Raw genomic sequence first — 23,430 nt, forward strand, 5'->3', positions numbered from 1 at the left:
TTTGCGCCCTTACATCAGGTATATGATCGGCACGATGGTCGGGTATTTTTTGACTTTTCTAAAGATATGTTTACGGATGACCTGGCGCACCTGCCCCTCGAGCATCCTACCGTCTTTTAAAAGCTCCTCTTTGACGTTGCCTAGATACTGCTCCAGCACGCCCTCCATCTCTTTTCTAAACTCGCCGTCTTGCTTATCGCCCACGAGTCCGTAGCTGATGACGCGAGGTTTGTTTATAAGCTTAGCGCCGTGGCGGGAAATTTGCGCGATGATCATCACAACGCCCGCTTCTGCCAAATTTTGCCTATCGATCACGACGTCGTCTGAAATTTGCTTGTTGATTTGGTTATCGATAAATACCTTGCCCGTTTTTACCGTCTTGGCGCGCTTCATGTATTTTTGGCAAATTTCTATCTGATCGCCGTCGCTCATCAGGTAGATATTTCGCTCATCCACGCCGCAGGCTACGGCCGTTTCTTTATGCTTTGCGATGTGGTTGTACTCGCCGTGGACGGGAAGGAAAAATTTAGGCTTTATTAGGCGTAGCATCAGCTTTTGTTCCTCTTGTGCTGCGTGACCGCTCACGTGTATCTCGCTAAAGTCCTGATACGCGACGCTAGCGCCTGATTTGATGAGGAAATTTAGCACCGTAGAGACGCTGCCTTCGTTACCAGGTATCGCCTTTGAGCTGATGATGATCTGATCGGTCGGCTTTATTTTGATGTATTTGTGCTCATCGGTAGCCATGCGGTATAGCGCGCTCATCGTCTCGCCCTGAGAGCCGGTGGTGACGATCAGCACTTCGTTATCTTTAAATTTGCCGACTTCGTTAGTGTCGATGAAAATTTTCTTATCAAGCTTGATATAGCCAAGCTCCATCGCCGTGTAGAGGTTGCGCTCCATGCTGCGGCCGATGACGCATACCTTGCGGTTGTATTTTAGTCCCCAGTCGATCGCCTGATAGACACGGTGGATGTTGGAGCTAAACGTGCTCATTATCACGCGGCCTTTAGCTTTTGAGAAAATCGCGTCAAAGGTCTTGCCTACGCTGCTTTCGCTTTTTGTAAATCCCTCGCGGTAGCTGTTTGTGCTGTCGCTCATCAGGCACAGTACGCCGCGCTCGCCGTAGTATGCGAGCCTGCCAAGGTCTGTCGGGTAGCCGTCGATCGGCGTATGGTCGATCTTAAAGTCGCCAGTGTGGATGATAGTGCCTGCCTTTGTCGTGATGGCTAGCGCGCTAGCGTCGATGATAGAGTGGGTGATATGTATCCACTCGACCTCAAAATCCCCTATCAGATACGGCTTGCGCTTTTCGACCGAGCGGAAAAGCGAACGCTCCTGCTTTAGCCCGTGCTCTTCAAATTTGTTATTTATCATACCGAGCGGCAAAGGCGTGGCGTAAATCGGAAATTTAAACTCTTTATAAAAGTAGGGCACCGCGCCGATGTGATCCTCGTGTGCGTGAGTGATGACGACGCCTTTTATCTTATCTTTTATCTTGCGTACGTAGTCAAAGTCGGGGATCAGGATATCCACGCCGTGCATGCTCTCGCTAGGAAAGCTCATACCAATATCCACGATGATCGCGCTCGTGTCGGTCTCAAATACCGTCATATTTCCGCCGATCTCGCCCAGCCCGCCAAGAGGCGTGACGCGGATCCTGTGATCGGTCGAATTTAGGTATTTCATCGGCTCGAGGCGTAGTTCATGGACGGCTTTGTTCGCCTCCATCGCGCTAGCTATATCTTGCTGCCACTGCTCGTTTCCGTTTAGCTTGGCGGGTAAATTTTTCTTAGGTTTTCTCTGTTTTTTAGGCTTAGCTTCTGCTGTTTGATTTTCAGCGTTAGCGGCTTGCTTGTTAGCGTTTTTATTTTCGCCTTGCACGCCGTTTTGGGAGTTTTGTTTGCCGTTTTTACTGCGATTTTTTTTGCCGTTTTGTTTGTTAGCGTTAGTATGTTCGCCGTTTTTGGCATGCTGTTCGCCGCCGTCAAAAGGCTCTAAAAAGAAATTATCTATCACGCTTTGGCTAGATTTTTGCTCACCGTTTTGCGCGTGTTGATCTAAATTTTCTTGTTTATTTTTATTTCTCGGGCGAAATCTGCGTTTTTTATTGCTCTTGCCCTGAGAAACCACCGCTTTTTCTTCGTTCTTGTCGTTCATTATCTTCCTTTAAATTTTTAAATACTTCTAGATAAAGATCGACATTTAGTTCGTGCGGACGGATATTTGCGCTCAAATTTAGCAGACTAAAAATTCGCTCTATTTCAGGCTTTTTATAGCTTGAACTCAAATTTTTCATTAGCGTTTTTCTAGGCGCGCTAAAGGCGATTTTGAGGTAAGTTTTAAATTTTTCGTATTCAAATTTACTCTCAAATACTCCGGTTTCGCCTATTAAATTTTTACTTTTTTGCAGTTTTATAACCGAAGAAGTCACCTTCGGCGGCGGGTTAAAGCAGCTCGCATCCACGTCAAAAAGCAGCTCACAGCCGCCTTGAAGCGAGGCTAAAATCGCCAAAGAGCTAAAATCTCTATCGCCGCTTTTTGCGCTAAATTTGAGCGCGACTTCCTTTTGTATCATCACGACCAGGCCGCGACATTTCTCGTCTTCGATCGCATTTAAGATCATCTTCGTAGCGACGTAGTAGGGCAGGTTTGCCGCTAAAAAATACGGCTCATCGCTTAGGCCGTCTTCGCTCCATTGATCCAGCGCGTCTTTGCAAAAAAGTTTCAATCGTCCGTTTTGAATTTCGTTTGCGAATTTTTTCTGTAGCAGCGCAAAAAGCTCGGTATCTATCTCATAGCTAGTTACGTCGCAAATCCGCAAAATTCTAAATGTCAAATCACCTAAGCCAGGCCCAATTTCAACGATATTTTGCGTATCTTTGGGAATCGCTTGGATGATTTTGTTTAGCGTCGCTTCGTCGTGTAAAAAATTTTGCCCGAAGCATTTTTTTGCTTTAATATTTTCCATTTTTTTCCTAAATTTCGCCGATTTTACCCAAAAATATCTTATGTAATGATTAGATAAGTCAAATTTAGCTAATATAAAGCCAAATTTTAGCTAAAGAAGAGCGATGAATCATTTTGCAAAACGCATAATCCCATGCCTAGACGTCAAAGACGGACGGGTGGTAAAGGGCGTAAATTTCGTAGGTCTCGTGGATGCGGGCGATCCGGTCAAGATAGCCAAACGCTACAACGAGGAGGGTGCGGACGAGCTGTGCTTCCTCGATATCACGGCGTCGCACCTTAAGTGCGATACGATCGTGGATGTCGTAGAGCGTGTCGCGCGCGAGCTTTTTATCCCGCTAACCGTGGGCGGCGGCATACGCACGATTGACGATATCTCGCGCCTACTAAACGTCGGCTGCGACAAAATAAGCCTAAACTCGGCCGCGATCAAAAATCCGAATTTGATAGACGAAGCGGCGAACAAATTCGGCTCGCAGTGTGTCGTAGTCGCAATCGACGCGAAGAGGACGGGCGAGGGCTATAGCGTGTTTATAAACGGCGGCAGGCTAGATACCGGCAAAGATGCGCTTGCTTGGGCGAAAGAGGCGCAGGAGCGCGGTGCAGGCGAAATTTTACTCACGTCGATGGATTGCGACGGCGTTAAAAACGGATTTGAGTTAAATTTGACGCGAATTTTTAGCGAGCTTGACATCCCCGTCATCGCAAGCGGCGGCGCGGGCAAAATGGAGCACTTTAAGGACGCATTTTTAGCGGGTGCGGACGCGTGCTTGGCGGCCTCCATTTTTCACTTTAGAGAGATTGAAATCAAGGCACTTAAGACGTATTTGCGAGAGCAAGGTATCGAGGTTAGGCTGTGAAATTCGAACTCAAATTTAGCGCGCAAAAGGGCAGGGCGTGATTATTTCAGCGGGACGAAACGAGATTTTTCCATTTGCGCTACCAATGGGCGTAGGGCTCGTGGATATGAGCATAAATTTGACGGCGCTTTTGCAAAAGCGAGCTATGATTGATGGTTGCGGTAGATATGAGCAAATTTTGACGGCTAATGGGCAGCTTGACGAGAGGCTAAATTTGATTGATTCGCCTATTTTGCAAAGCGCGAAATCTTCACAAAATCCGGATAAAATTTTAAACGCACTACCGAGTGAGATTATTTTTATAGGCTCGGCAGGCCTCTACAATGAAGGTGAAGTTTTTGAAATTTACGAGAGCTCGGCCGCGGCAAACATCGAAATTTCAAGCCTAGAAAACAAGAGCTATTCGCCGATAGAGGCCGAAATCGCTTCTGTTGTTCCACGTGGAACATGCAAGGTAAATTCTTCAAATTTTATCACGATCGACCAAAATTTGGCTCATAAGCTTTTCGATCGCGGATATCTTTTAGAAAATATGGAATTTTTTGCCGTTCTTAAAGTCGCGCAAAAATTTCAAATCCCCGCTTACGGCATATTCGTAGCGACGAATTTTTGCGATAAAAACGCACATGCCGATTTTATAAAAAACCACGAGCAGGCCAAAAAAGAGCTCGAAAAATACCTAAAACAAAAGGAAATCATTTGAAAAATTTGCTTGATTTTACATTAGACGAGCTAAAAGAACAGCTCTCGCCGCCATTTCGCGCGAAGCAAATTTTCGAGTGGCTATACAAAAAAAACGCGATGAGTTTTGACGAGATGCTAAATTTGCCAAAAGATCTGCGCTCAAATTTGGCGCAGGAGTTTTACCTTGATCCGCTAAAATGCGTTAAATTTGAGCAGAGCAACGACGGCTCGATCAAATATCTTTTCGAGCTCAAAGACGGACTACGGATAGAAAGCGTACTACTGCCGATGAAAGAGGAGCTCAGCGATGAAAACGGCGAGATAGCGCGTCACGCTCGTTATACGATCTGCGTTAGTTCGCAGGTAGGCTGCCGTATGGGCTGTTCGTTTTGCCTAACGGGCAAGAGCGGACTAACTAGAAACCTAACGCCGGGTGAAATAGTGGGGCAAATTTTGTGGATAAAAAGAGAAAATAAAATCCCATACGAACGCCGCGTAAACGTCGTATATATGGGTATGGGCGAGCCGCTAGATAACCTAGAAAACGTTAGTAAGGCTATAAAAATTTTAAAAGAAAACGACGGCTTAGCTATCGCGCCGCGCCGCCAAACAGTTAGTACGAGCGGATTAGGTAGCCAGATAAAAAAGCTCGGTGAGATGGATCTGGGCGTGCTGTTAGCGATATCTTTGCACGCCGTTACTAACGAGCTTCGCAGCAAACTGATGCCGATAAATAACGCCTACAAAATCGAGTCCGTTATGGAGGCTGTGAGGGGCTTTCCGATAGATATGCGCAAGCGAGTGATGTTTGAATATCTCGTCATAAAAGACATGAATGACGGTATAAAAGACGCTAAAAAGCTCATTTCGCTGCTGCACGGCATCAAGGCGAAGGTAAATTTGATCTACTTTAATCCGCACGAAGGCAGCGAATACGGACGCCCGAACACGGCCGATATGGAGGCATTTCAGACGTACCTACGCGATCACGGCGTGACCTGCACCATCAGGCAAAGCAAGGGCCTTGACATCAGCGCGGCGTGCGGTCAGCTAAAAGAGCGCGACAATCAAACAAGCGGCAAAACGATAGCCAAGACGGCAAAATGACGCTACTTGATATATCCCAGATAGTTTTTGTCTGCGTTGTGGTTTTTATAGGGCTCGGACTGATCATAAAGACAGCTTTTTATGACGAACGAAACCGATGATATAGCATTTTTAAGAGAGCAAATAGACAGAAATAACGACGACTCGTTTTTCGTTTTGCTCTATGATTTTTGCTATTTCGATAAGAAAGTTTTTAAGAAAATCCTAAAAATTTGCCTAGAAACCGAGATAAAAGATAAAAATTTGCGTGCCGAAATTTTGGATATTTTACACTTTACGACCTATCTGATGCTCTATCATCGCGACAAAAAAGATGCGTATAAGATAAAAAATTTCAAAAAAGTAGAAGAAAAATTCGGAGATTATTTTTCAAACTATAAGGCAAATCAGTAGAAAATTTATAACACAATAGCGCTAAAAGTAAAACCCTAGATTTTATTAATTGTGGTTAAATTTTATTTTTTAATAAACATACAACACTCCGTCACCGTAGCTAAATTTATTCTGCCACCTTACGCTATCGCCCACAAATGTAATTGGGTTATAAGCCTCCCGGAGCTTTGGTACATTATGCTTCCAGCCGCAAGGAAGATAGCCTAAAATTAATATTTTTAGCAAATTTGTATTGAAATCAATGCGGAAATTCGGGCAAATTTTACGTATGCCGTACTCTTGAAACGCACGCAGAACAATCGGAAACACCGAATAATCATAAGTTTCAGCCGGCAAGCCGCACGCCCGGATATCTTGGATCAAATGATCTTTTTTAACCGATAAAATCTCCCTAGCCGCGCCTGCGAGCTCATCCATCAGCGAGTATTGCCGTAAAATTTGATCGCTAAAACGACAAATTTCGGCAAATATATCAAGGTCGATATTGTTCCATTCGTTTGATTTTAACAGCTTTGGTAGCTGCTCAAATTTTACAAATTTAACGCTAAACGGAGCGAAAATTTTATCGGCGTCTAACGAGTGCTTGCCAACGCTTTTAAACCAATTTTGCGTATTTAGTCCGCTTTCAAATTCTGATTTTAACTGCTTGATATCTAACTTCATTGCTTATCTTTTACTTTGACTTTACGAGGTTATAAAACTCGTTTCTAGCGTCAAATTTGGATTTTATTTTGTACTCTACGCCGTCAAATTTAAAGCAAATTTCATCCGAATGCAGCAGTAACCTCGGCGCGCCTGTTATCAAAATTCGCTCGCTTTCGCTCATCTCTTTATCTAAAATTTTTTCGATTTGTGGTCGCGAGAGACCATAGAGCGGTTCGCCTAAAATCTTATGTTCCACGTGGAACAAATGCAAACGAATTTGATGTTGTCTGCCCGTGAGAGGTACGGCTCGCACCAGAGTCGCATCAATATCAGCAAAATACTCTATCGGCGAAATCTCCGTCACAGCGCTTTTACCGTCCTCGCAAATTCGCATTCGCATTTTTACGTCGTCGTAGTCGTTTGCTAGATCCATATTTGCCTCGATACGCAAATTTTCGCTTATCTTTCCGTGTGCGAGCGCGACGTAGCTCTTATAAACCTGCCGATTTTCAAAAAGTTTTTTCAAATTTACGACCGCATTTTTATCTTTGCCCACGACGATGAGTCCGCTCGTTTCGCAGTCTAGACGATGTGCGACCGAGGCCTCACGGCCATATAGCGCCCAAATTTCGTCATTTAACGAGTACTCGCAGTGCCTGCCGTTTGGGTGACTGAGCACGCCGCTAGGTTTATCAAAAACCGCAAATTTCTCACACTCAAAAATTGGCTTTAGCCCGCGCGGATTCGTCTCGTACTCTATCAGGCAAATTTCGCCGCTTAGCAAGGTATTTTTCTCGCTGACGACTACGCCGTCGCAGAAAAGCCTACCTTTGTCGATTAGGCGCTGGGCTTCACGCATTTTATAGCCGTTTTGCAGTAAAATTTCATATGCTTTTTGCCCTTGGGCATGCGCGATAAATTTATGAATATAAGGCAATTTTCACTCTTTAAATCTAAAATTTAAGGGCAAATTTAGCGGATACTAACCGCGATTTCAGCCCAGTTTTTATATAATCTTTCCTTAAAAAATTATACAAAAATTCGCATAAAAAAGGCTAAAGAGATGGTAGAGAGATATTCGCGCGAACAAATGGCGCAAAAATGGGATATGCAGGCAAAATACGGCGCGTGGCTAGAGGTCGAAAAGGCTGCGGTCAAAGCGTGGAATAAGCTGGGTTTTATCAGCGATGCGGACTGCGAGAAAATTTGCAAAAACGCAAAATTTGACGTAGCGCGCATCGACGAGATCGAAAAGACGACCAAGCACGACGTGATCGCATTTCTAACGAGCGTGAGCGAGAGTCTGGGCGATGAGAGCCGCTTCGTGCACTACGGCATGACTAGCTCAGATTGCATCGATACCGCCGTCGCGCTTCAGATCAAAAGCAGCATGGAACTCATTATCGAGGACGTAAAAGGCCTCATGAGCGCGATCAAAACCAGAGCGCAGGAGCATAAAAACACGATGATGGTCGGCCGCAGCCACGGCATTCACGGCGAGCCGATCACCTTCGGACTCGTACTTGCGGTCTGGTATGACGAGGTGGCGCGCGCACTAAAGCTGCTGCAAGACGCCAAAGAGGTCGCCGCCTACGGCAAACTAAGCGGCGCGATGGGAAATTTCGCTCACGCACCGCTTGAATTTGAGGAGCTAACCTGCGAGCAGCTAGGCCTAAAGCCAGCCCCCGCGTCAAATCAGGTCATCCAGCGCGATCGCTACGCCCACGTCATCAGCGCGATCGCCGTCCTAGCCGCTACTTGCGAAAAGATCGCCGTCGCCGTGCGACACTTCCAAAGGACGGAAGTTTACGAGGCCGAGGAATACTTTAGCCCCGGTCAAAAGGGCTCTAGCGCGATGCCGCACAAGCGCAATCCCGTGCTTAGCGAAAACATCACCGGCCTTTGCAGAATGCTGCGCTCATACGTGACGCCTGCACTCGAAAACGTCGCGCTCTGGCACGAACGCGATATCAGCCACAGTTCGGTCGAGCGATTTATCCTACCGGACGCCTTCATTACGGCTGATTTTATGCTCGCGCGCATTACGAATTTGATCGCAAATTTGGTAGTTTATCCGGAAAATATGATGAAAAATCTAAATTTGACCGGCGGGCTCGTCTTTTCTCAGCGCGTGCTTTTACAGCTTCCTCAGCGCGGGATCTCTCGCGAGGACGCGTATAAGATCGTACAGCGCAACGCGATGAAGGTCTGGGCGGATTTACAAGAGGGCAAAAAAGCGATAAACGAAAACGGCGAGAGCCTATTTTTGCAAAATTTGCTCGCCGACGAGGAGCTACGCGCAAGCCTAGGCGAGGCCGAGATAAAAGAGTGCTTTGATTATGCTTATTACGCTAGGCACGTGGACGGGATTTTTAAAAGAGTATTCGGAAAGCAGGATGAAATTTAATGAAAGTACTAAAACGAAACGGACGCACGGAAGAGCTTGACGTAAGCAAGATCAAAAAATACACGAGCGAGGCGGTCGCTGGGCTAGCAAACGTGAGCCTAAGCGAGCTTGAGGTGGACGCGAAAATTCAATTTCGCGATATGATAACGACCGAGGAGATCCAGCAAACCCTCATCAAAACGGCCGTCGAAAAGATCGACATCGACCGACCGAACTGGACCTTCGTCGCGGCGAGGCTGTTTTTATACGACCTTTATCACAAGGTCACGGGCTTTAGCGGCTACAACCACCTACGCGACTATCTGCAAAAGGGCGAAAAAGCGGGTCGCGTCATCCCGGGGCTAAAAGAAAAATACGACCTGGACGACCTAAACGACTACATCAGGACCGAGCGCGACTTGCAGTTTGCATATCTAGGCATCAAGACGCTATACGACCGCTACCTGATCAAAGACCGCAGCGGAGCGCCGATAGAGCTACCGCAGCAGATGTTTATGGCGATCGCGATGTTCCTAGCGCAAAACGAGCTAGACTGCCAAGGCTGGGCGAAGAAATTTTACGACCTCATATCTAAATTTGAAGTCATGCTCGCCACTCCGACACTCTCAAACGCCCGCACGACGCGCCATCAGCTAAGCTCTTGCTACGTGGGAAGTACGCCCGATAATATCGAGGGGATTTTCGATAGCTACAAAGAGATGGCTCTTCTTAGCAAATTTGGCGGCGGTATCGGCTGGGACTGGTGCAAGGTGCGCGCTATGGGAGGCAGCATCGACGGACATAAAAACGCGGCCGGCGGTATAATTCCGTTTCTAAAAGTCACGAACGACATCGCCGTCGCCGTCGATCAGTTAGGCACGAGAAAGGGCGCGATAGCCGTCTATGTCGAGCCGTGGCACATGGACGTTAGTGACTTCCTGGATCTGCGCAAAAACTCGGGCGAAGAGCGCCGCAGAGCGCATGAGCTGTTCCCTGCGCTTTGGATAAACGACCTTTTCATGAAACGCGTCAAAGAAAATGCGCGCTGGAGCTTATTTGACCCAGCAGAGGTCGCCGATCTGTGCGATCTATACGGCGATGAGTTCGAGGCTCGCTACCTAGCATACGAAAACGACGAAAAGATCCAAAAAAACGTCGTCATGGCAAAGGAACTGTGGAAGAAAATTTTAACTAGCTATTTTGAATCGGGCATGCCGTTTTTGTGCTTTAAAGATAACGCAAACAAAGCCAATCCGAACGACCACGACGGCATCATCAGAAGCTCAAATTTATGCACCGAAATTTTCCAAAATACGCAACCAAACTACTACAAGATCAAGATCACGTTTGATAACGGCTCCGAGCGGCTATTTGACGAGGAAGAAGACGTCACCGTTGATAGCGGCATAACCAAAAAAGCCAAAAAACTAAGCGCGCTAGATAGTATCGGCGGCGAGCAAATTTTTATCGTCGAAAAAGAAAGCGTCGAGGGCAAAACCGCCGTGTGCAACCTCGCGAGCATAAATTTAAGCAAAATCAACAAAAAAGAGGACATCGAGCGCGTCGTGCCGATCGCCGTACGCATGCTAGATAACGTCATCGATCTAAATTTCTACCCGCACAAAAAGGTAAAACACACCAACCTAGCCTCCCGCTCGATCGGCCTTGGCGTCATGGGCGAGGCGCAGATGCTAGCCGAACGCGGCGTGAAATGGGGCAGCTACGAGCACCTTGCGCTGATCGATAGCGTGATGGAAAATATCAGCTATAACGCCATCTACGCCAGCTCAAATTTGGCGGTAGAAAAGGGCGTGTATCCGCTTTTTGAAGGCTCAAAGTGGAGCAGGGGAGTGATGCCTATCGACACGGCAAACGCAAACGCCAAAGCGCTTCTAAACGACAGAGGCGGGCTATTTGACGAGAACGCCTGCGACTGGAGTAAACTGCGTGAAAAGGTCAAAAAAGACGGTATGCGAAACGGCTATCTGATGGCGATCGCGCCGACGTCGAGCATCAGCATACTCGTGGGCACCACGCAGACGATCGAGCCCGTGTATAAGCGCAAGTGGTTCGAGCACAACCTAAGCGGCATGATACCAAACGTAGTGCCAAATCTCAGCCCTGAGACGTGGCAGTTCTACACGCCTGCCTACGAGCTAGATCAGCGCGTGCTCGTGCGTGCCGGCGCCATCCGCCAAAAGTGGATCGACCAAGGCCAGAGTCTAAATATTTTCATGAGCCTAGACAAAGCCAGCGGCGGATATCTGAGCGAAATTTACACGCTCGCGTGGGAGCTGGGACTAAAATCGACCTACTATCTACGCTCCGAAAGCCCTGATAGCGAAAAACTAAACAACGTAGCCGATCGCTCGATCGAGTGCGAGGGTTGTCAGTAAAATTTAGACCAAATTTTACTGGCGAGTGCTTAAATTTGCTTGGATTTTTGGCAAATTTAAGCACGACTCGCTTTTACTGCATTTAAATTTACCTAACTTTTGCGCTGCTAAATCACAAGCACAAGCAAAGACGATTTTAATTTATGGATATGAGTTAAAATTTGAGACAAAAACTATCGCTATATTAAAAGATGAGAAGTAAATTTAAGCGTAAAAAATTAATAATTTATGCAGAAAAGACCGCTCTCGCGGCCTTTAAATGTAGCGGCTTACATGCACCCGCAGCCGCAACCTCCGCTTGATTTTATCGCGTCAAACACCGCGTCGTAGTTTGGCTCGTCCGTGATCTCAGGGACGATTTGTTTGTGGATGATAACGCCGTCTTTGATGACGAAAACGGCTCTGGCTAAAAGCCCAGCAAGCGGCCCTTCGCCGATGATTACGCCGTATTTTTCGCCGAACTCTTTAGCTCTAAAATCGCTGCCGACTTTTAAATTTTTGATACCCTCCGTGGAGCAAAATCTACCCATCGCAAACGGCAGATCCATCGAGATCACGCTTAGCTTGATCGCCGCTTTGGCTGCCATTTTTTCGTTAAATTTACGCGTTTCCGTCGCGCAAACGCCCGTATCTAGCGACGGAACGGCGACTAATATCTCGATGCCGTTGTTGCCGCCGACCTTAAACTCGCCTAGATCTTGTCCGACAAGTGCTACTTCGGGCGCATATGAGCCCACGAATACCTCTTCGCCTTTTAGCGCGATATCCGCGCCGTGAAATTTGACTTTCGTCATGTTTTTCCTTTGTTTTAAATTTAATCGTAACTCGGATATTACCATACTTTTAACAACGGCTGAAAAACAAAAGCATGCAGCGGAATTTAAGACGCTAGTTATCTACAAAGTGCTATACTATTTGACATCAATTATCAAGGAGTGACAAATGAGCGACAAAGAAATCCTAGCTTCGCTTGAGGCAAAGCGCACGAAATGCGTCGTTTACACCCGCGTGATGGGCTACCACCGCCCTGTAGAGAGCTTTAACCTCGGCAAAAAAGGCGAGCACAAAGAGCGCGTAAAATTTTGCGAGCCAAAATCCCGCTAAACACCTGCGAGTAAAACGTGAAAGACGCTGATTTTCCGCTTTACTCGCTCACCCCATTTACGACCCTCGACTACCCAGACAAAACAGCCTGTATAGCGTGGTTTGCGGGCTGCAACATGCGCTGCGCCTACTGTTACAATGTCCCTATCGTCACGGGCGCCGGACAGATCAGCTGCGCCGAGTTTATCAAATTTTTAGACAAGCGCAAAGGCAAGCTTAGCGGCGTGGTTTTTAGCGGCGGCGAATGCACGCTTAGCCCAGCGTTTTTACCGCTAGCTCGCGAAGTAAAGTCGCGCGACTTTTCGCTCAAGGTCGATACCAACGGCTCAAATTTGACCATTATTCAGCAGGCTATCTCGCTAAATTTGATCGACTACATCGCGCTTGATTTTAAAGCGACGAAAGAGAAATTTCTCAAGGTCGCAGGCTCGAATTTGTATATAAATTTCTTGCAAACGCTTGAGTTTTTGTTGCAAACCGGCTTTAAATTTGAGGTTAGAACGACGGTGCATGCAGACTTGCTAGACGAGGCCGATATCTCTGCTATGAGCGAGATTTTGTACGAGCACGGATACAGAGGTGTTTATTATCTACAAAATTTCCTCGACACTGGCGAAAATTTCGGAAATTTGACGCAGGCGAAGGCTAAATTTGATCTAAATTCGATCCGTTCAAATTTAGAAATAGGACTTAGAAATTTTTAGTAAATTTAGTCAAATTTGATACTCAAAAGGGCAAATTTGGCGTGCAAAATCTCGCAAATCATCACTTCCAGTTGTGATATTTGCTAATTTTAATAAACGTCACGATCTTTTTTAGCTCAGGCGCGTCGCTTACAGCCTGCACTTTTACGCTGTATTCGCCTTTTTCGAGCTCTGCTCGGAGCAAAACTTTATCGTGAGCAAAGCCTCCGTTTGGAGCGCTGTACCATGAAGTCGCGCCGTATTTTGACAGATCAAAGGTCTCGGTTAGGGCGCTTAAATTTTGTTTTAGATCGTTCACCTCGCCGCCTTTTACGTAGTTTATTTTGCGGTTTTGTAGAGATTTGAGCATAACTTTTAGTAATATTTTTTCGCCCGTGCAGGCCGCTTTTTCCTCTTCGCTCGTGCCCATGGGTTCAGGGACGCCTTGCGTCGTATAACCGTAGTAGCCGGCTAGCTTAGCAGCTGTAGTTTTCCGGCAAAACCACTTCGTAAACTCGTCGCTGCCGTATCCCGGGAAGACCTCCTCGCTGAGCTTTTCTTCCTCTTTTTGCTTTTGCGGATCTTGCGCGTAGATGAAACTTATCTCGTAGATACCGGCCTTTTTGACGGTAAAATTTATATCGGTCGCGCTGCCGGCCTCCGACATATCGACCTCTTTATAAATGCCGTCATCAAGCACATCTTCGGCAAAAAAATCAAATCCATAATAAAAAGCCGTATAAAAAACACCGCAAAAAAGCAGCAAAAATAGGCAAAATTTGACCTTCAAATTTAACGTTTTATCTGTTTGGCGCGTAGGTTTTTACCTCATATAGCAAGAAATCATACACGCGTTGCTGCACGAGGCCTTCGTATTCGTCGGCGTCTATGAGCCTGCGCAGGTGCTCGAAGTCGATCTTTAGCGCGTAGTTTTTGTTCGCTCTGATGGCCTGGTCGATCGCCAAGAGCAAGCTATCAAGCGTCATAGGGTCTTTGCGTTTGATACGGGAGACGTATTCTTTGGTGGTTTCTATAAGTACGCGTTTGCGGTTCTCGTCGCCGCCGTAAATTTCGCTCGAGATATCGTATAAATTTTCAAAATCGTCCTCTTCGGGATTGAGTTTGGCCGAGATGATAGCCGCAAAGACCTTCGCACGAAACTCCAGCGAGCGGTGGTGATAGACCAAAAACTCCCTAAACAACGACAAAAATTTACATTTTATATCAAATCCCATGTTGCCGCCTAAAATATATTTAAGTAAAATTTGAGTAAAATCGCTCTTGCCCTTTCTTAGACCTGTGCAATGTCTTTTCTAGGCACCGCTTCAGGGTGGGAACACAGCAGAGCACTTAGGCTAGGCGTGTGCCGCAGTCATCTGAGAGAGGGTTTTTAAACCTGCAAAAGCGAAAAATGCTCCTTAAAATCATCGCAAACTTTTAAAAAATTCACTCCGTCCAAGCTCTGATTTTTCTGAAAAAATTTATCCATATTATTAAAGCCTTCGGTTAGTTCGTTTGACTTTACGCCGTAGCTGATCGATATCCCCGCCTCGAAAAACGCCGCGAGTTTATCGCAAAATTTAAGCGCTTTACCGTCGATGGCGTTAAATTTATCCTCGTTTACGTTCTCCATCGTACCCTCGTGATGTAGAGGCTTTTTCTCGCAGATCCTGTTTTCAAACTCATTTTTGATAAATTTGCCGCCTTCCATACGGATGCCCAGGATATAGCTAAACTCGTCTCTAAAATTTTCAGGTACGAAAGGCAAAATTTTCTCGTCTATCAGGTGCATTTCGTATTCGCTGATTATCTCGTTTAGCCCTTCGATACCGTATTTTACGGGGCTAATGATATCGCGCGTTAGCGACTCTGGCAGATCGTGAAAGAGCGCGCAAAAGAAGTTATTTTCTAGCCTTGATTTGCAGGCCTTAACCTCAAGAGAGTAAAAATAACTCAAAATGGCCACGACTAGCATGTGACCAAGCACTGCCGTTTCAGGGATGCGAGGCGTCTGCGCCCAGCGCTTTTGAAAGCGAAGTCTGCCGGCTAGATCGACTAGCTTGGCTAGCTTTTGATTCATGACGATTTTACGCACGCCTATTAGCTCATAGTAATCCTCCAGTTCCTCCTCTACGCGCGCTTTTAGCTCGTCTATGTCGCTTAAAAATTTGCTCGTTTGATAAACGATAGAAAACTCCCAGCGCGTCGCGAGATAGCTAGCGGCCTTTAGGATCAGGCGCTCTTTGGCGTGAGCCTTGTCCTTGTGCGTGAGATATCGGCGCATACGATCTAAAAACTTACCGCCCTCGACGTCTTTTACGAGCCCTTCTAGGATCGTTAATACCCAGGCATTTATCTGCTCGTTTTTGGTTTTTTGCATCTGATGAAACACGTCCGGGCGTATATCCGTGACGACTACTCGCGCGAGAAACTCGAAAATACCAGCCTCGATGATGTAGTTCATATCGGCATTATGCTCGAGTTTTGCGATAAAATACGCGATGATAAATTTATGCGCTTGCTTATCAAGCTCGACTAAATTCGTCATCTTCGGATAGTCGTTCCAGCGCGAGATGGACGCGGCTTTAAAGATGTGCTCGATCAGCTGCGCGCTTATCATTTATCTTCCGATGATTTTTTCACGACGCGAGCGCGCTTTTCGCCGGCAAATTCAGGCTTTTTAAAGCCTTCTTTACTGCCCGTTCTTCGCGGTTTATCGTCAAATTTATCTTTACTCGCACGAGGTTTTCTATCGCCGGTTTTTGTATCTCTTCTATCGGCTCCGAAACTCTTACCGCGAGAGCCGTCTTTGCTAAATTTAGACTCGCGTCCGCCGTAACCGCCTCTATCGAAACTTCGATCGCTATCTCGCGTAAATTTCTCAAATTTAGACGATTCAAAGCTTTGTTCTTGCGTTTTTTTGATTATCTCGTCCGAGCAAATTTCGATCACCGTATGGACGTTGCCTCGCGGGTTAAAGTCGCCTGTGATCTTCATCCATTTTGGCGCCAGTTTTCGCTCTAAAACTTCGTAAATTTCATTTATGCTATCTTCATGGCTGATGTTTCGCGTCATGAAGCTATTGACGTAGAGTTTGATCGCCTTTAGCTCGACGACGAATTTAGCAGGCACGTACTCAAGATATATCGTCGCAAAGTCTGGATACCCAGAGCGCGGGCATAAGCAACAAAACTCCGGCAGCGTGATCTTGATCTTATAGTCGCGCTCGTGCTTGTTTTCCCAGATTTCCAGGTCTTTTTCTACGTCAAATTCGTTTATTATTTTCTCGCCGTATTTTGGCTCTACGACCTCATTTTCTTGCATTTTTTTCCTTTAAATTTCTTTTGGCTTCTCTATGAAAAAGCCCTGCGCGAAGTCGGTCTGATAACGCTCCGCGATGTTGTAAAACTCGTCGTCCTCCACAAATCTCACGATAGATTTTACGCCTACTCTTTTTGCGGTCAAATTTAGATTTTCAAACAGCGTTTTAAATTTGTCGTTTTTGATATTTTTGTTAAATTCGATGTCGTAAATAACAAAATCTATCGGCAAATATTTAAAATATTCAAAGCCCGCGTTGTTACCGCCGAATTTATTAAGCGCAAAGCGAAAACCAAGGTTTTTATACTCCGTCAAAATTTCTCTAAATCTATTTATCTCATCATAAACTAGCTTCTCGCTAAACTCGAAAATAACGCGATTTGGATCGATTTTACCTAGCTGCACGAACTCTTTTATAAAATTCGTAAATTTTAAATTTCTAATCGAAACCGACGAAATTTCAATCACGATCGGATCTTCGTCTTTAAATTTAAGCTCGGATAGCTTTTTGATAACGTTTATGTCAAAAAGCACCTCATAGCCGTTTTTATTCGCGATATTTTGCACCTTTGCTTTTGAGACGAGCCCTTGTTTATCGGTATAGACTTTTACGATGATATTTTTTAAATTTTGCCCGAAGCGAAGGCTTTTTACGAGCTGAGTTTGGAAGATAAATCTTTGCATATCGATGCAGTTACAGACGTCTTTTTCAAGATCGTCGGTAATATCTACTTTATCCTCGTTATCGCTCTCGTTTAGCTTTTGGATGAGATATGAGACCGAGTTTTTGAGGCTTGCGGAGTGATTTATGTCGATAGCGTCAAATTTGATCTTTAGCTCGATATTATAGATTCCGTCGCTTAAAATGCTCTTTTCAAAAACGTTTAAAAGGTGGATGAGCTCGGTACTTTTACTCTCGCAAAATATTAGAAAATACTCATTTGAATATCTACCGATGAGAGTGTTTTTAGACACTTTTTCGTTTAGAAATTTCTCCAGCCGCTCGACTAGTCGTTTTAGCAAAATATCGGTGCTAACAAAGCTATAACGCTCGTTTAGATCGTTTAAATTCTCGATCTTTAGTATTAGCATATTGCCGCCGCTTTTGCCTTTAAATTTGAAAGCTTGCTTTGATAGAAGTCTTAAAATTTCATCTCTATTATAGGCTTTCGTAACTTGATCAAGCACGCTTGTTTTAAAGCTTTGGTAAATTTTATAAGCCGTAAAATAAACCTGACACAAAACCAAAATCGCAATCAAAATAATATCGTCGGTACCAAAATCTATATCGTCTTTTTTAACGAAAATATACACCAAAATGATAATGGTTAAGATAAAAATCGAGGACACCTCGAGCGCGGTTTTAAACCTATTTGATCGTTCTTTTAGTTCTGATTTTAGCATTTTACACGTCCAAATGTTTCACGTCTTTTGCGTGCTCTTGTATATAGTTTCTTCGCGGTTCGACCTCGTCGCCCATGAAGAGATTAAACGTATCCGAGGCACTTACGGCATCGTTTATATTTATTTTTAGCAAACGGCGGTTTTCAGGGTTCATCGTCGTTTCCCACAGCTGCTCGGGGTTCATCTCGCCAAGGCCTTTATAGCGCTGTATGTAGGCGCCTTTTTTGGCATTTTTCTCTATCTCGTCTAGCACGTCTATCACGTCGCCTTTTAGCTCTATGCCGCGCTCTTTTATCTTTTGGCTGATATAAAGCGCCTCTTCGTAAAGCGGATTTGTAAATAAATTTTCATTTACTAAAAGCTCTTCCAAACCGCTTTCAGTTTGTACGTAAATTCTAGCTTCTTCTTCGCTGACGTATGAGTTTAGGATATTGTGTCCCTGCGCTTCTAAATAATTTTTCAAAATTTCATAAATTTCGCCGTAGCTTTTTGAAACTATATCTGGATTTTCGATCATATATCTAACCGCAGAGATCACGCTAAAGCGTTTTTCAAGCTCTTTTAATACGCTTCTGTAAGCCGCGACTATCTTTAAAAAGTCTATAAGATCAGCATTTCCTATACCTTCAAACTCGACCCCTTCGATGCCAGTTTCGATTAGAAATTCATTCAGCGCTCTTTCGTCTTTTAGATAAATTTCTTTTTTACCCTTTTTATAGCGGTAAAGCGGTGGCTGAGCTAGATAGATGTGACCGTTTTCCACGACTTTATGCAAAAATCTGAAGAAAAACGTTAAAAGTAGCGTCTGAATATGGCTACCGTCGACGTCGGCATCGGTCATGATTATGATCTTGTGATAGCGAAGCCTTTCGGCGTCAAATTCGTCGCCGATACCGCAACCTAGCGCGGTTATCATATTTTTTATTTCGTCTGATTTTAAAATTTTATCTAAGCGCGATTTTTCGACGTTTAAAATTTTACCTTTTAACGGCAAAATAGCCTGAAACACTCTATCGCGTCCTTGTTTAGCAGAGCCGCCCGCGGAGTCGCCCTCCACTAGATAAAGCTCGCTGATAGTAGGATCTTTACTCTGACAGTCGGCTAGTTTACCGGGCAGAGTTCCTATGCTTAGACCCTCTTTTTTACGAGTTAGATCGCGAGCTTTTTTAGCAGCTTCGCGTCCGCGCGCCGCCATCAGCGCTTTTTCCATTATCGCGCGAGCTTCTATCGGATTTTCTTCAAAATACTTGCTAAGTACCTCAAAAACCATCTTTTGAACGATCGGTTTTACGTAGCTTGAGCCTAGTTTTCCTTTCGTTTGGCCTTCAAACTGCGGTTCGGGTACTTTAACGCTAATAACTGCAATAAGGCCTTCTCGGATATCTTCGCCCGTGATTTTCGTGTCTTTTTCGCGTGCTGCGGCGTTTGCTGCGATATAGTTTGTTATCACGCGAGTTAAACCCGCGCGAAATCCTGCCTCGTGCGTACCGCCGTCAGGGGTCTTGATGTTATTTACGAAGCTTAATAAATTTTCGCTATAAGTATCGTTGTACATCAGCGCAAAATCGACTAAAACGTCCTCTTCGCCGCCGCTAAACGATACGGCTTTGCTTACGGCTTCGTTTTTATTTAAATCGGTTACAAAGCTCTCAAGTCCGCCCTCGTAGTGAAAACTTTCGTTTCTACAATTTCTTTGATCTTTAAAATTTATCGTGATTTTCGGATTTAGATAGGCTAGCTCTCTAAAGCGTTTGGTTAAAATTTCATCGTCAAATTCCGTAACTTCAAAAATGCTGTCATCCGGCCAAAACTCTACCTGAGTTCCAGTTCTATTCGTAGTTTTTATGATCTCAAGGTCGCTTTGCGGTATACCTTTTGAAAATTCTTGTCTGTGTAGTTTACCGTCGCGTTTGATATTTACGACCAGTTTTTTAGAAAGGGCATTTACGACGCTAACGCCGACGCCGTGCAGACCTCCTGAAACCTTATAAGTATCTTTATCAAATTTACCGCCTGCATGAAGTACGGTTAAAACGACCGTTGCGGCTGAAATTTTCTCGGTAGGGTGCATATCGACGGGTATACCGCGTCCGTTATCGCTGATGATCGCCGAGCCTTCACGGGTTAGCTCGATATCGATCGTATCGCAGTAGCCCGCCATCGCCTCGTCTATGGAGTTATCTACGACCTCGTAGATCATGTGATGTAGGCCGCTTATGTTAGTGTCTCCGATATACATGCCGGGGCGTTTTCTAACCGCTTCGAGCCCTTTTAAAACTTTAATATTTTCCGCGCCGTAATTTTGCTGCATTATTTACCTTTTTATTTTTATAAATTTATCGGCATGATTACCGTTTTTAGCTCGTTTGAGCTCACCGTAAAGGCTAAATTCGAGTCATTAAATCCAAATTCGAAATGTTCCTCTTCGATGCTTTGTAAGAAATCAAGCAAGTATCTATTTTTCACGCCGACGTAGATCTCTTCTTCTAGTCCGGTTGCAAATTCTATCGTTGTTTTAGCTTCCGAGTTATCTTCGACGATACTTTCAAAGCTTATGGTTTGAGGAGCAAATACGATTTTCGTGCTCTCGGAGATGATTGAGACGGTTTTGATGCCCTCTATCATCTTATCCCTGCTTAGTCTTAGTCTTCTTTTTATCTCTTGCGGTATTACTCTGTTATAGTCTGGGAATCTGCCGTTTATCAGCTTTGTAAAAAACTCGAAATTTGCGCTTTGAGCGATCAGAGTCGTATCGTCGTAGTAAATTTCGATCTTATCAAAAAATAGTTTTTGTATCTCGCTGATGGCTTTTTTTGGGATTATTAGCGAAAATTCGCTCTGAGTTGGCGTTTCAAATCTAAATACGCTAAGCCTTTTCGTGTCGGTACCGACGATATTTATGTAATTTTGTTTGATATCTATAAATGCGCCGTTTAGCTCAAATTTAGGGTTGTTATTATCTATGCTTGGGAAAATTTTTTTTAAACTTCTTCCAAGCATTACTGCGTCGATTTCAAATTTATTTTTATTTTCTATCGTTGGAAAATTTGGAAAATCCTCAAATTTATACATCGGAAGTTTATATTTTGAGTTTTTTTGTTTTATGTAGAGATAGTTATTTAGTGTCTCTAGCGTTACTTCCTCGTCTTTTAGGCTTCTTATAATATCAAGCAGCTTTTTACCGTTTGCGGTAGCGTTTCCTTCGTCCATGATTTTGATGTTTGAGAGTTTATAGGCTAGGCCGATCTCGTGGTCGGTTGCTTTGATATTTAGGATACCGTCTTTAGCTCCGATAAATATATGCGAGGTTATAGCGCTTAGATCCTTTTTTTCTAAGTAAGGATTGGTATTTGTTACGATGCTTTCTAAAGCATTTTTGTTAATTGCGACTTTCATTTTTTTCCTTTGTTTTTAAATTTCTTTTAGTAGCATTAGTAGGTGGCGTGAAAAGTTTAAAACAGCTCTTATTTGCTTTAAATAGGACATTTTCGTCGTTAAAAAAACGGTTTATTTTTTCACTTTTATTCACGTTTTTACTCTTTGGTTAAAATTTTATTCTTTAGTTCTTCGACGCGAACTTTAAAATATTCATTAGTTTCTATTAGTTCGTTTATTTTTTTTATACTGTGGCTTACGGCCGAGTGATCTTTCATGTTGAAAAACTGCGCGATTTGCGGCATCGAATTTGGCGTCAAATTTTTAGCAAGATATATCACGATACGTCTAGCCTCGACGATATTTTTCGAGCGCGATTTGCTTTTCATCTCGCTTGGTTTTACGTTTAGCTCTTTGCTTACGATTTCAACTATATTTTCTAGGTTTATATTTTCGCGTTTCTCTTTTATCTGATCGCGCAGGATGTTTTTAGCAAATTCTAGCGTGATCTCCTGCCTCATCAGCCTTGCGTAAGCGTTTAAATTTATTATCGCGCTTTCGATTTCTCGGATGTTGTCGCCCATGTTTGTAGCGATATAGTTTATGACGTCGGTACCAAGATAAATTTTATCAAATTCGCACTTTTTCTTGATGATTGCGATTTTGGTATCGAGCTCTGGCGGCGTGATATCGGCGATGATACCCCACTCAAAACGCGTTCTTAGTCTATCTTCAAAGCCTTTTAGCAGCTTTGGTTGGCGGTCCGAGGTCATCACTATCTGTCCGTTTTTAGCGTGAAGCTCGTTAAACGTATGGAAAAACTCCTCTTGGATTTTATCCGTTTTACCTAAAAACTGCACGTCGTCGATGAGTAAAACATCACAGTTTCGGTACTTTTCGCGAAATCGCTCCATCGAGTGGTTGTTGAGGTTATAAGTAAAATCCGTGATAAACTGCTCGCTCGTGACGCAAATAACCATTTTGCCGCCGTTTAAGCAAAAATTTCCGACCGATTGTAAAAGGTGAGTTTTACCAAGTCCCGTCGGGCCGTAGATGAAAAGGGGATTGTAAATTTTACCCAGTTGCTCGGATACGGCTTTCGCGCTTAAAAATGCGAATTGATTCGAGTCGCCGACGACGAAATTTTCAAAAGTGTAGCTTGGATTTAGCAGACTGCTTTGTGCTTTTATCTCTTTGACGTCCACCTTTTTGGCCGGTTTGCTTGCGGTTTTGGTCGGAGCTTGGACTTCGACGACCGGTTTTTGCCCGGTTTTTACTTCGAAAAGATGAGCGATTTTAGCGGCGTATTTGGTCTGGATAAATTTAGCGATAATCTCGTTTGGCGCATTAAATACGATGTTTGTCGAATTTGAGCTTTTTTCGTTAAATTTAAGCTGCTTGATGTAGCATTCAAATTCCGACGGTAAAATTTCTTTGGAAAGTAGCTCCAAAACCTCGTTTGCGACCAAATTTTTGCCTTTAAGATTGATTCGCTAGATTTTATCTTAAATTTGTTAAAATGGCGTTGAAATTCGTTTTTCACGATGTGAAAAAAGCGTGAAAAACTATTGAAAAGGACGAGATGAAAATTTTAGGAATCGATCCGGGATCGCGAAATTGCGGCTATGCGATCGTCGAGAAGACGCCCGTGAAAACTGTTTTGATCGAGGCGGGATTAATCAAAATAAAACCGAATTCTTTGCAGTATCAAATCACCGAACTTTGCGAGGGACTTGACCTGATTTTTAAAAATCATAAATTTGACGAAGTGGCGATCGAGGACATATTTTTCGCTTATAATCCAAAAACGGTTTTGAAGCTTGCGCAGTTTCGAGGGGCGCTGAGTCTTAAAATTTTGCAGCTTCACGGTGATTTTGCAGAGTATACGCCGCTTCAGGTCAAAAAAACCGTCACCGGCAAAGCCAAGGCCGATAAAGAGCAGGTGGCCTTTATGGTTAAGAAAATTCTGGGTATCACGAAGGAGATCAAGCCGCTTGACATCACCGATGCCATCGCTATCGCGCTAACGCATGCGAATAATTTGCGCTTAAAATAAGCTCAAATTTTGTCATGTTTTAGCGCAAAATTTAATGGCTTAAATT

At 44.3% G+C, this 23,430-nt stretch carries 22 protein-coding genes and 1 other RNA gene; 10 read left to right on the forward strand and 13 right to left on the reverse strand.

Annotated elements, in window-relative coordinates; all coding sequences use genetic code 11:
• Positions 1-9: 9 nt before the first annotated feature.
• Both E4V70_RS06025 and rsmA read right to left on the reverse strand, forming a co-directional pair.
• The gene (locus tag E4V70_RS06025) at positions 10-2,160 is read right to left on the reverse strand and encodes a ribonuclease J (RefSeq protein WP_172603251.1); all 2,151 of its coding nucleotides are present in this window, start codon (positions 2,158-2,160) and stop codon (positions 10-12) included.
• Entirely contained in the window at positions 2,108-2,971 is an 864-nt protein-coding gene (gene rsmA, locus E4V70_RS06030; protein ID WP_122862263.1) for a 16S rRNA (adenine(1518)-N(6)/adenine(1519)-N(6))-dimethyltransferase RsmA, read from the reverse strand. Before rsmA ends, E4V70_RS06025 begins: the two co-directional genes overlap by 53 nt.
• 103 nt (positions 2,972-3,074) lie before the next feature.
• On the opposite strand from rsmA, the gene hisF reads away from it, so the two are divergent.
• The 4 genes from hisF to E4V70_RS06055 all read left to right on the forward strand — a co-directional run bounded on the left by hisF (position 3,075) and on the right by E4V70_RS06055 (position 6,014).
• Positions 3,075-3,830 carry an imidazole glycerol phosphate synthase subunit HisF gene (hisF, locus tag E4V70_RS06035; protein ID WP_122862264.1) on the forward strand — a complete coding sequence of 252 codons (756 nt, stop codon included), beginning with the start codon at positions 3,075-3,077 and terminating at the stop codon, positions 3,828-3,830.
• Between the two features lie 37 nt (positions 3,831-3,867).
• Complete coding sequence (locus E4V70_RS06040) at positions 3,868-4,533, forward strand: purine-nucleoside phosphorylase (protein ID WP_122862265.1); 666 nt, start codon at positions 3,868-3,870, stop codon at positions 4,531-4,533.
• On the forward strand, positions 4,530-5,621 hold the full coding sequence (gene rlmN, locus E4V70_RS06045) for a dual-specificity RNA methyltransferase RlmN (RefSeq protein WP_122862266.1): 1,092 nt from the start codon (positions 4,530-4,532) through the stop codon (positions 5,619-5,621). The genes E4V70_RS06040 and rlmN overlap by 4 nt, the downstream gene beginning before the upstream one ends.
• Positions 5,622-5,702: 81 nt before the next feature.
• Positions 5,703-6,014 carry a hypothetical protein gene (locus E4V70_RS06055; protein ID WP_232037832.1) on the forward strand — a complete coding sequence of 104 codons (312 nt, stop codon included), beginning with the start codon at positions 5,703-5,705 and terminating at the stop codon, positions 6,012-6,014.
• Positions 6,015-6,083: 69 nt separating this feature from the next.
• On the opposite strand, the gene E4V70_RS06060 is transcribed toward E4V70_RS06055, so the two are convergent.
• Together E4V70_RS06060 and E4V70_RS06065 are read right to left on the reverse strand one after the other, a co-directional pair.
• Positions 6,084-6,677, reverse strand: a complete 594-nt coding sequence (locus tag E4V70_RS06060; RefSeq protein WP_122862268.1) for a hypothetical protein — start codon at positions 6,675-6,677, stop codon at positions 6,084-6,086.
• A gap of 10 nt (positions 6,678-6,687) precedes the next feature.
• Entirely contained in the window at positions 6,688-7,596 is a 909-nt protein-coding gene (locus E4V70_RS06065) for a pseudouridine synthase family protein (protein ID WP_122862269.1), read from the reverse strand.
• Between the two features lie 126 nt (positions 7,597-7,722).
• Between E4V70_RS06065 and purB the strand changes: the two genes are divergently transcribed.
• Both purB and E4V70_RS06075 read left to right on the forward strand, forming a co-directional pair.
• Positions 7,723-9,066 (forward strand): adenylosuccinate lyase, encoded by a 1,344-nt coding sequence (gene purB, locus E4V70_RS06070; RefSeq protein WP_122862270.1) that lies wholly within the window; start codon positions 7,723-7,725, stop codon positions 9,064-9,066.
• On the forward strand, positions 9,066-11,441 hold the full coding sequence (locus tag E4V70_RS06075; RefSeq protein WP_122862271.1) for a ribonucleoside-diphosphate reductase subunit alpha: 2,376 nt from the start codon (positions 9,066-9,068) through the stop codon (positions 11,439-11,441). The genes purB and E4V70_RS06075 overlap by 1 nt, the downstream gene beginning before the upstream one ends.
• A gap of 269 nt (positions 11,442-11,710) precedes the next feature.
• Here the strand turns inward: E4V70_RS06075 and tpx are convergent, their stop codons facing one another.
• Positions 11,711-12,235 (reverse strand): thiol peroxidase, encoded by a 525-nt coding sequence (tpx, locus tag E4V70_RS06080; RefSeq protein WP_122862272.1) that lies wholly within the window; start codon positions 12,233-12,235, stop codon positions 11,711-11,713.
• Positions 12,236-12,383: 148 nt separating this feature from the next.
• Here tpx and nrdD point away from each other — a divergent pair, with 148 nt between their 5' ends.
• Together nrdD and E4V70_RS06090 are read left to right on the forward strand one after the other, a co-directional pair.
• Complete coding sequence (gene nrdD / locus E4V70_RS06085) at positions 12,384-12,545, forward strand: anaerobic ribonucleoside-triphosphate reductase (RefSeq protein ID WP_004321737.1); 162 nt, start codon at positions 12,384-12,386, stop codon at positions 12,543-12,545.
• A 17-nt stretch (positions 12,546-12,562) separates the two neighbouring features.
• Complete coding sequence (locus tag E4V70_RS06090) at positions 12,563-13,249, forward strand: anaerobic ribonucleoside-triphosphate reductase activating protein (RefSeq protein WP_122862273.1); 687 nt, start codon at positions 12,563-12,565, stop codon at positions 13,247-13,249.
• Positions 13,250-13,310: 61 nt separating this feature from the next.
• On the opposite strand, the gene E4V70_RS06095 is transcribed toward E4V70_RS06090, so the two are convergent.
• Together E4V70_RS06095 and E4V70_RS06100 are read right to left on the reverse strand one after the other, a co-directional pair.
• Entirely contained in the window at positions 13,311-14,018 is a 708-nt protein-coding gene (locus E4V70_RS06095; protein ID WP_122862274.1) for a DUF5625 family protein, read from the reverse strand.
• Between the two features lie 10 nt (positions 14,019-14,028).
• Positions 14,029-14,463, reverse strand: a complete 435-nt coding sequence (locus E4V70_RS06100) for a hypothetical protein (RefSeq protein WP_122863124.1) — start codon at positions 14,461-14,463, stop codon at positions 14,029-14,031.
• 53 nt (positions 14,464-14,516) lie between these two features.
• On the opposite strand from E4V70_RS06100, the gene ffs reads away from it, so the two are divergent.
• An RNA gene (gene ffs, locus E4V70_RS06105) (signal recognition particle sRNA small type) lies at positions 14,517-14,614 on the forward strand.
• A gap of 4 nt (positions 14,615-14,618) precedes the next feature.
• Here ffs and E4V70_RS06110 read toward each other — a convergent pair.
• The 6 genes from E4V70_RS06110 to dnaA all read right to left on the reverse strand — a co-directional run bounded on the left by E4V70_RS06110 (position 14,619) and on the right by dnaA (position 22,797).
• Complete coding sequence (locus E4V70_RS06110) at positions 14,619-15,848, reverse strand: HD domain-containing protein (RefSeq protein WP_122862275.1); 1,230 nt, start codon at positions 15,846-15,848, stop codon at positions 14,619-14,621.
• Entirely contained in the window at positions 15,845-16,552 is a 708-nt protein-coding gene (gene queF / locus E4V70_RS06115) for a preQ(1) synthase (protein ID WP_122862276.1), read from the reverse strand. Before queF ends, E4V70_RS06110 begins: the two co-directional genes overlap by 4 nt.
• Before the next feature lie 9 nt (positions 16,553-16,561).
• Positions 16,562-17,953 carry an EAL domain-containing protein gene (locus E4V70_RS06120; protein ID WP_122863661.1) on the reverse strand — a complete coding sequence of 464 codons (1,392 nt, stop codon included), beginning with the start codon at positions 17,951-17,953 and terminating at the stop codon, positions 16,562-16,564.
• 1 nt (position 17,954) lies between these two features.
• Entirely contained in the window at positions 17,955-20,264 is a 2,310-nt protein-coding gene (gene gyrB / locus E4V70_RS06125; RefSeq protein WP_122862278.1) for a DNA topoisomerase (ATP-hydrolyzing) subunit B, read from the reverse strand.
• 17 nt (positions 20,265-20,281) lie between these two features.
• Positions 20,282-21,349 (reverse strand): DNA polymerase III subunit beta, encoded by a 1,068-nt coding sequence (gene dnaN / locus E4V70_RS06130; RefSeq protein WP_122862279.1) that lies wholly within the window; start codon positions 21,347-21,349, stop codon positions 20,282-20,284.
• Between the two features lie 137 nt (positions 21,350-21,486).
• Positions 21,487-22,797, reverse strand: coding sequence for a chromosomal replication initiator protein DnaA (gene dnaA, locus E4V70_RS06135; protein ID WP_122862280.1), 1,311 nt, complete (start codon positions 22,795-22,797; stop codon positions 21,487-21,489).
• Between the two features lie 113 nt (positions 22,798-22,910).
• Between dnaA and ruvC the strand changes: the two genes are divergently transcribed.
• On the forward strand, positions 22,911-23,384 hold the full coding sequence (gene ruvC, locus E4V70_RS06140; protein WP_004321710.1) for a crossover junction endodeoxyribonuclease RuvC: 474 nt from the start codon (positions 22,911-22,913) through the stop codon (positions 23,382-23,384).
• Positions 23,385-23,430 lie beyond the last annotated feature (46 nt).

Source organism: Campylobacter showae (assembly GCF_900699785.1).
Classification (GTDB): Bacteria; Campylobacterota; Campylobacteria; order Campylobacterales; family Campylobacteraceae; genus Campylobacter_A; species Campylobacter_A showae_D.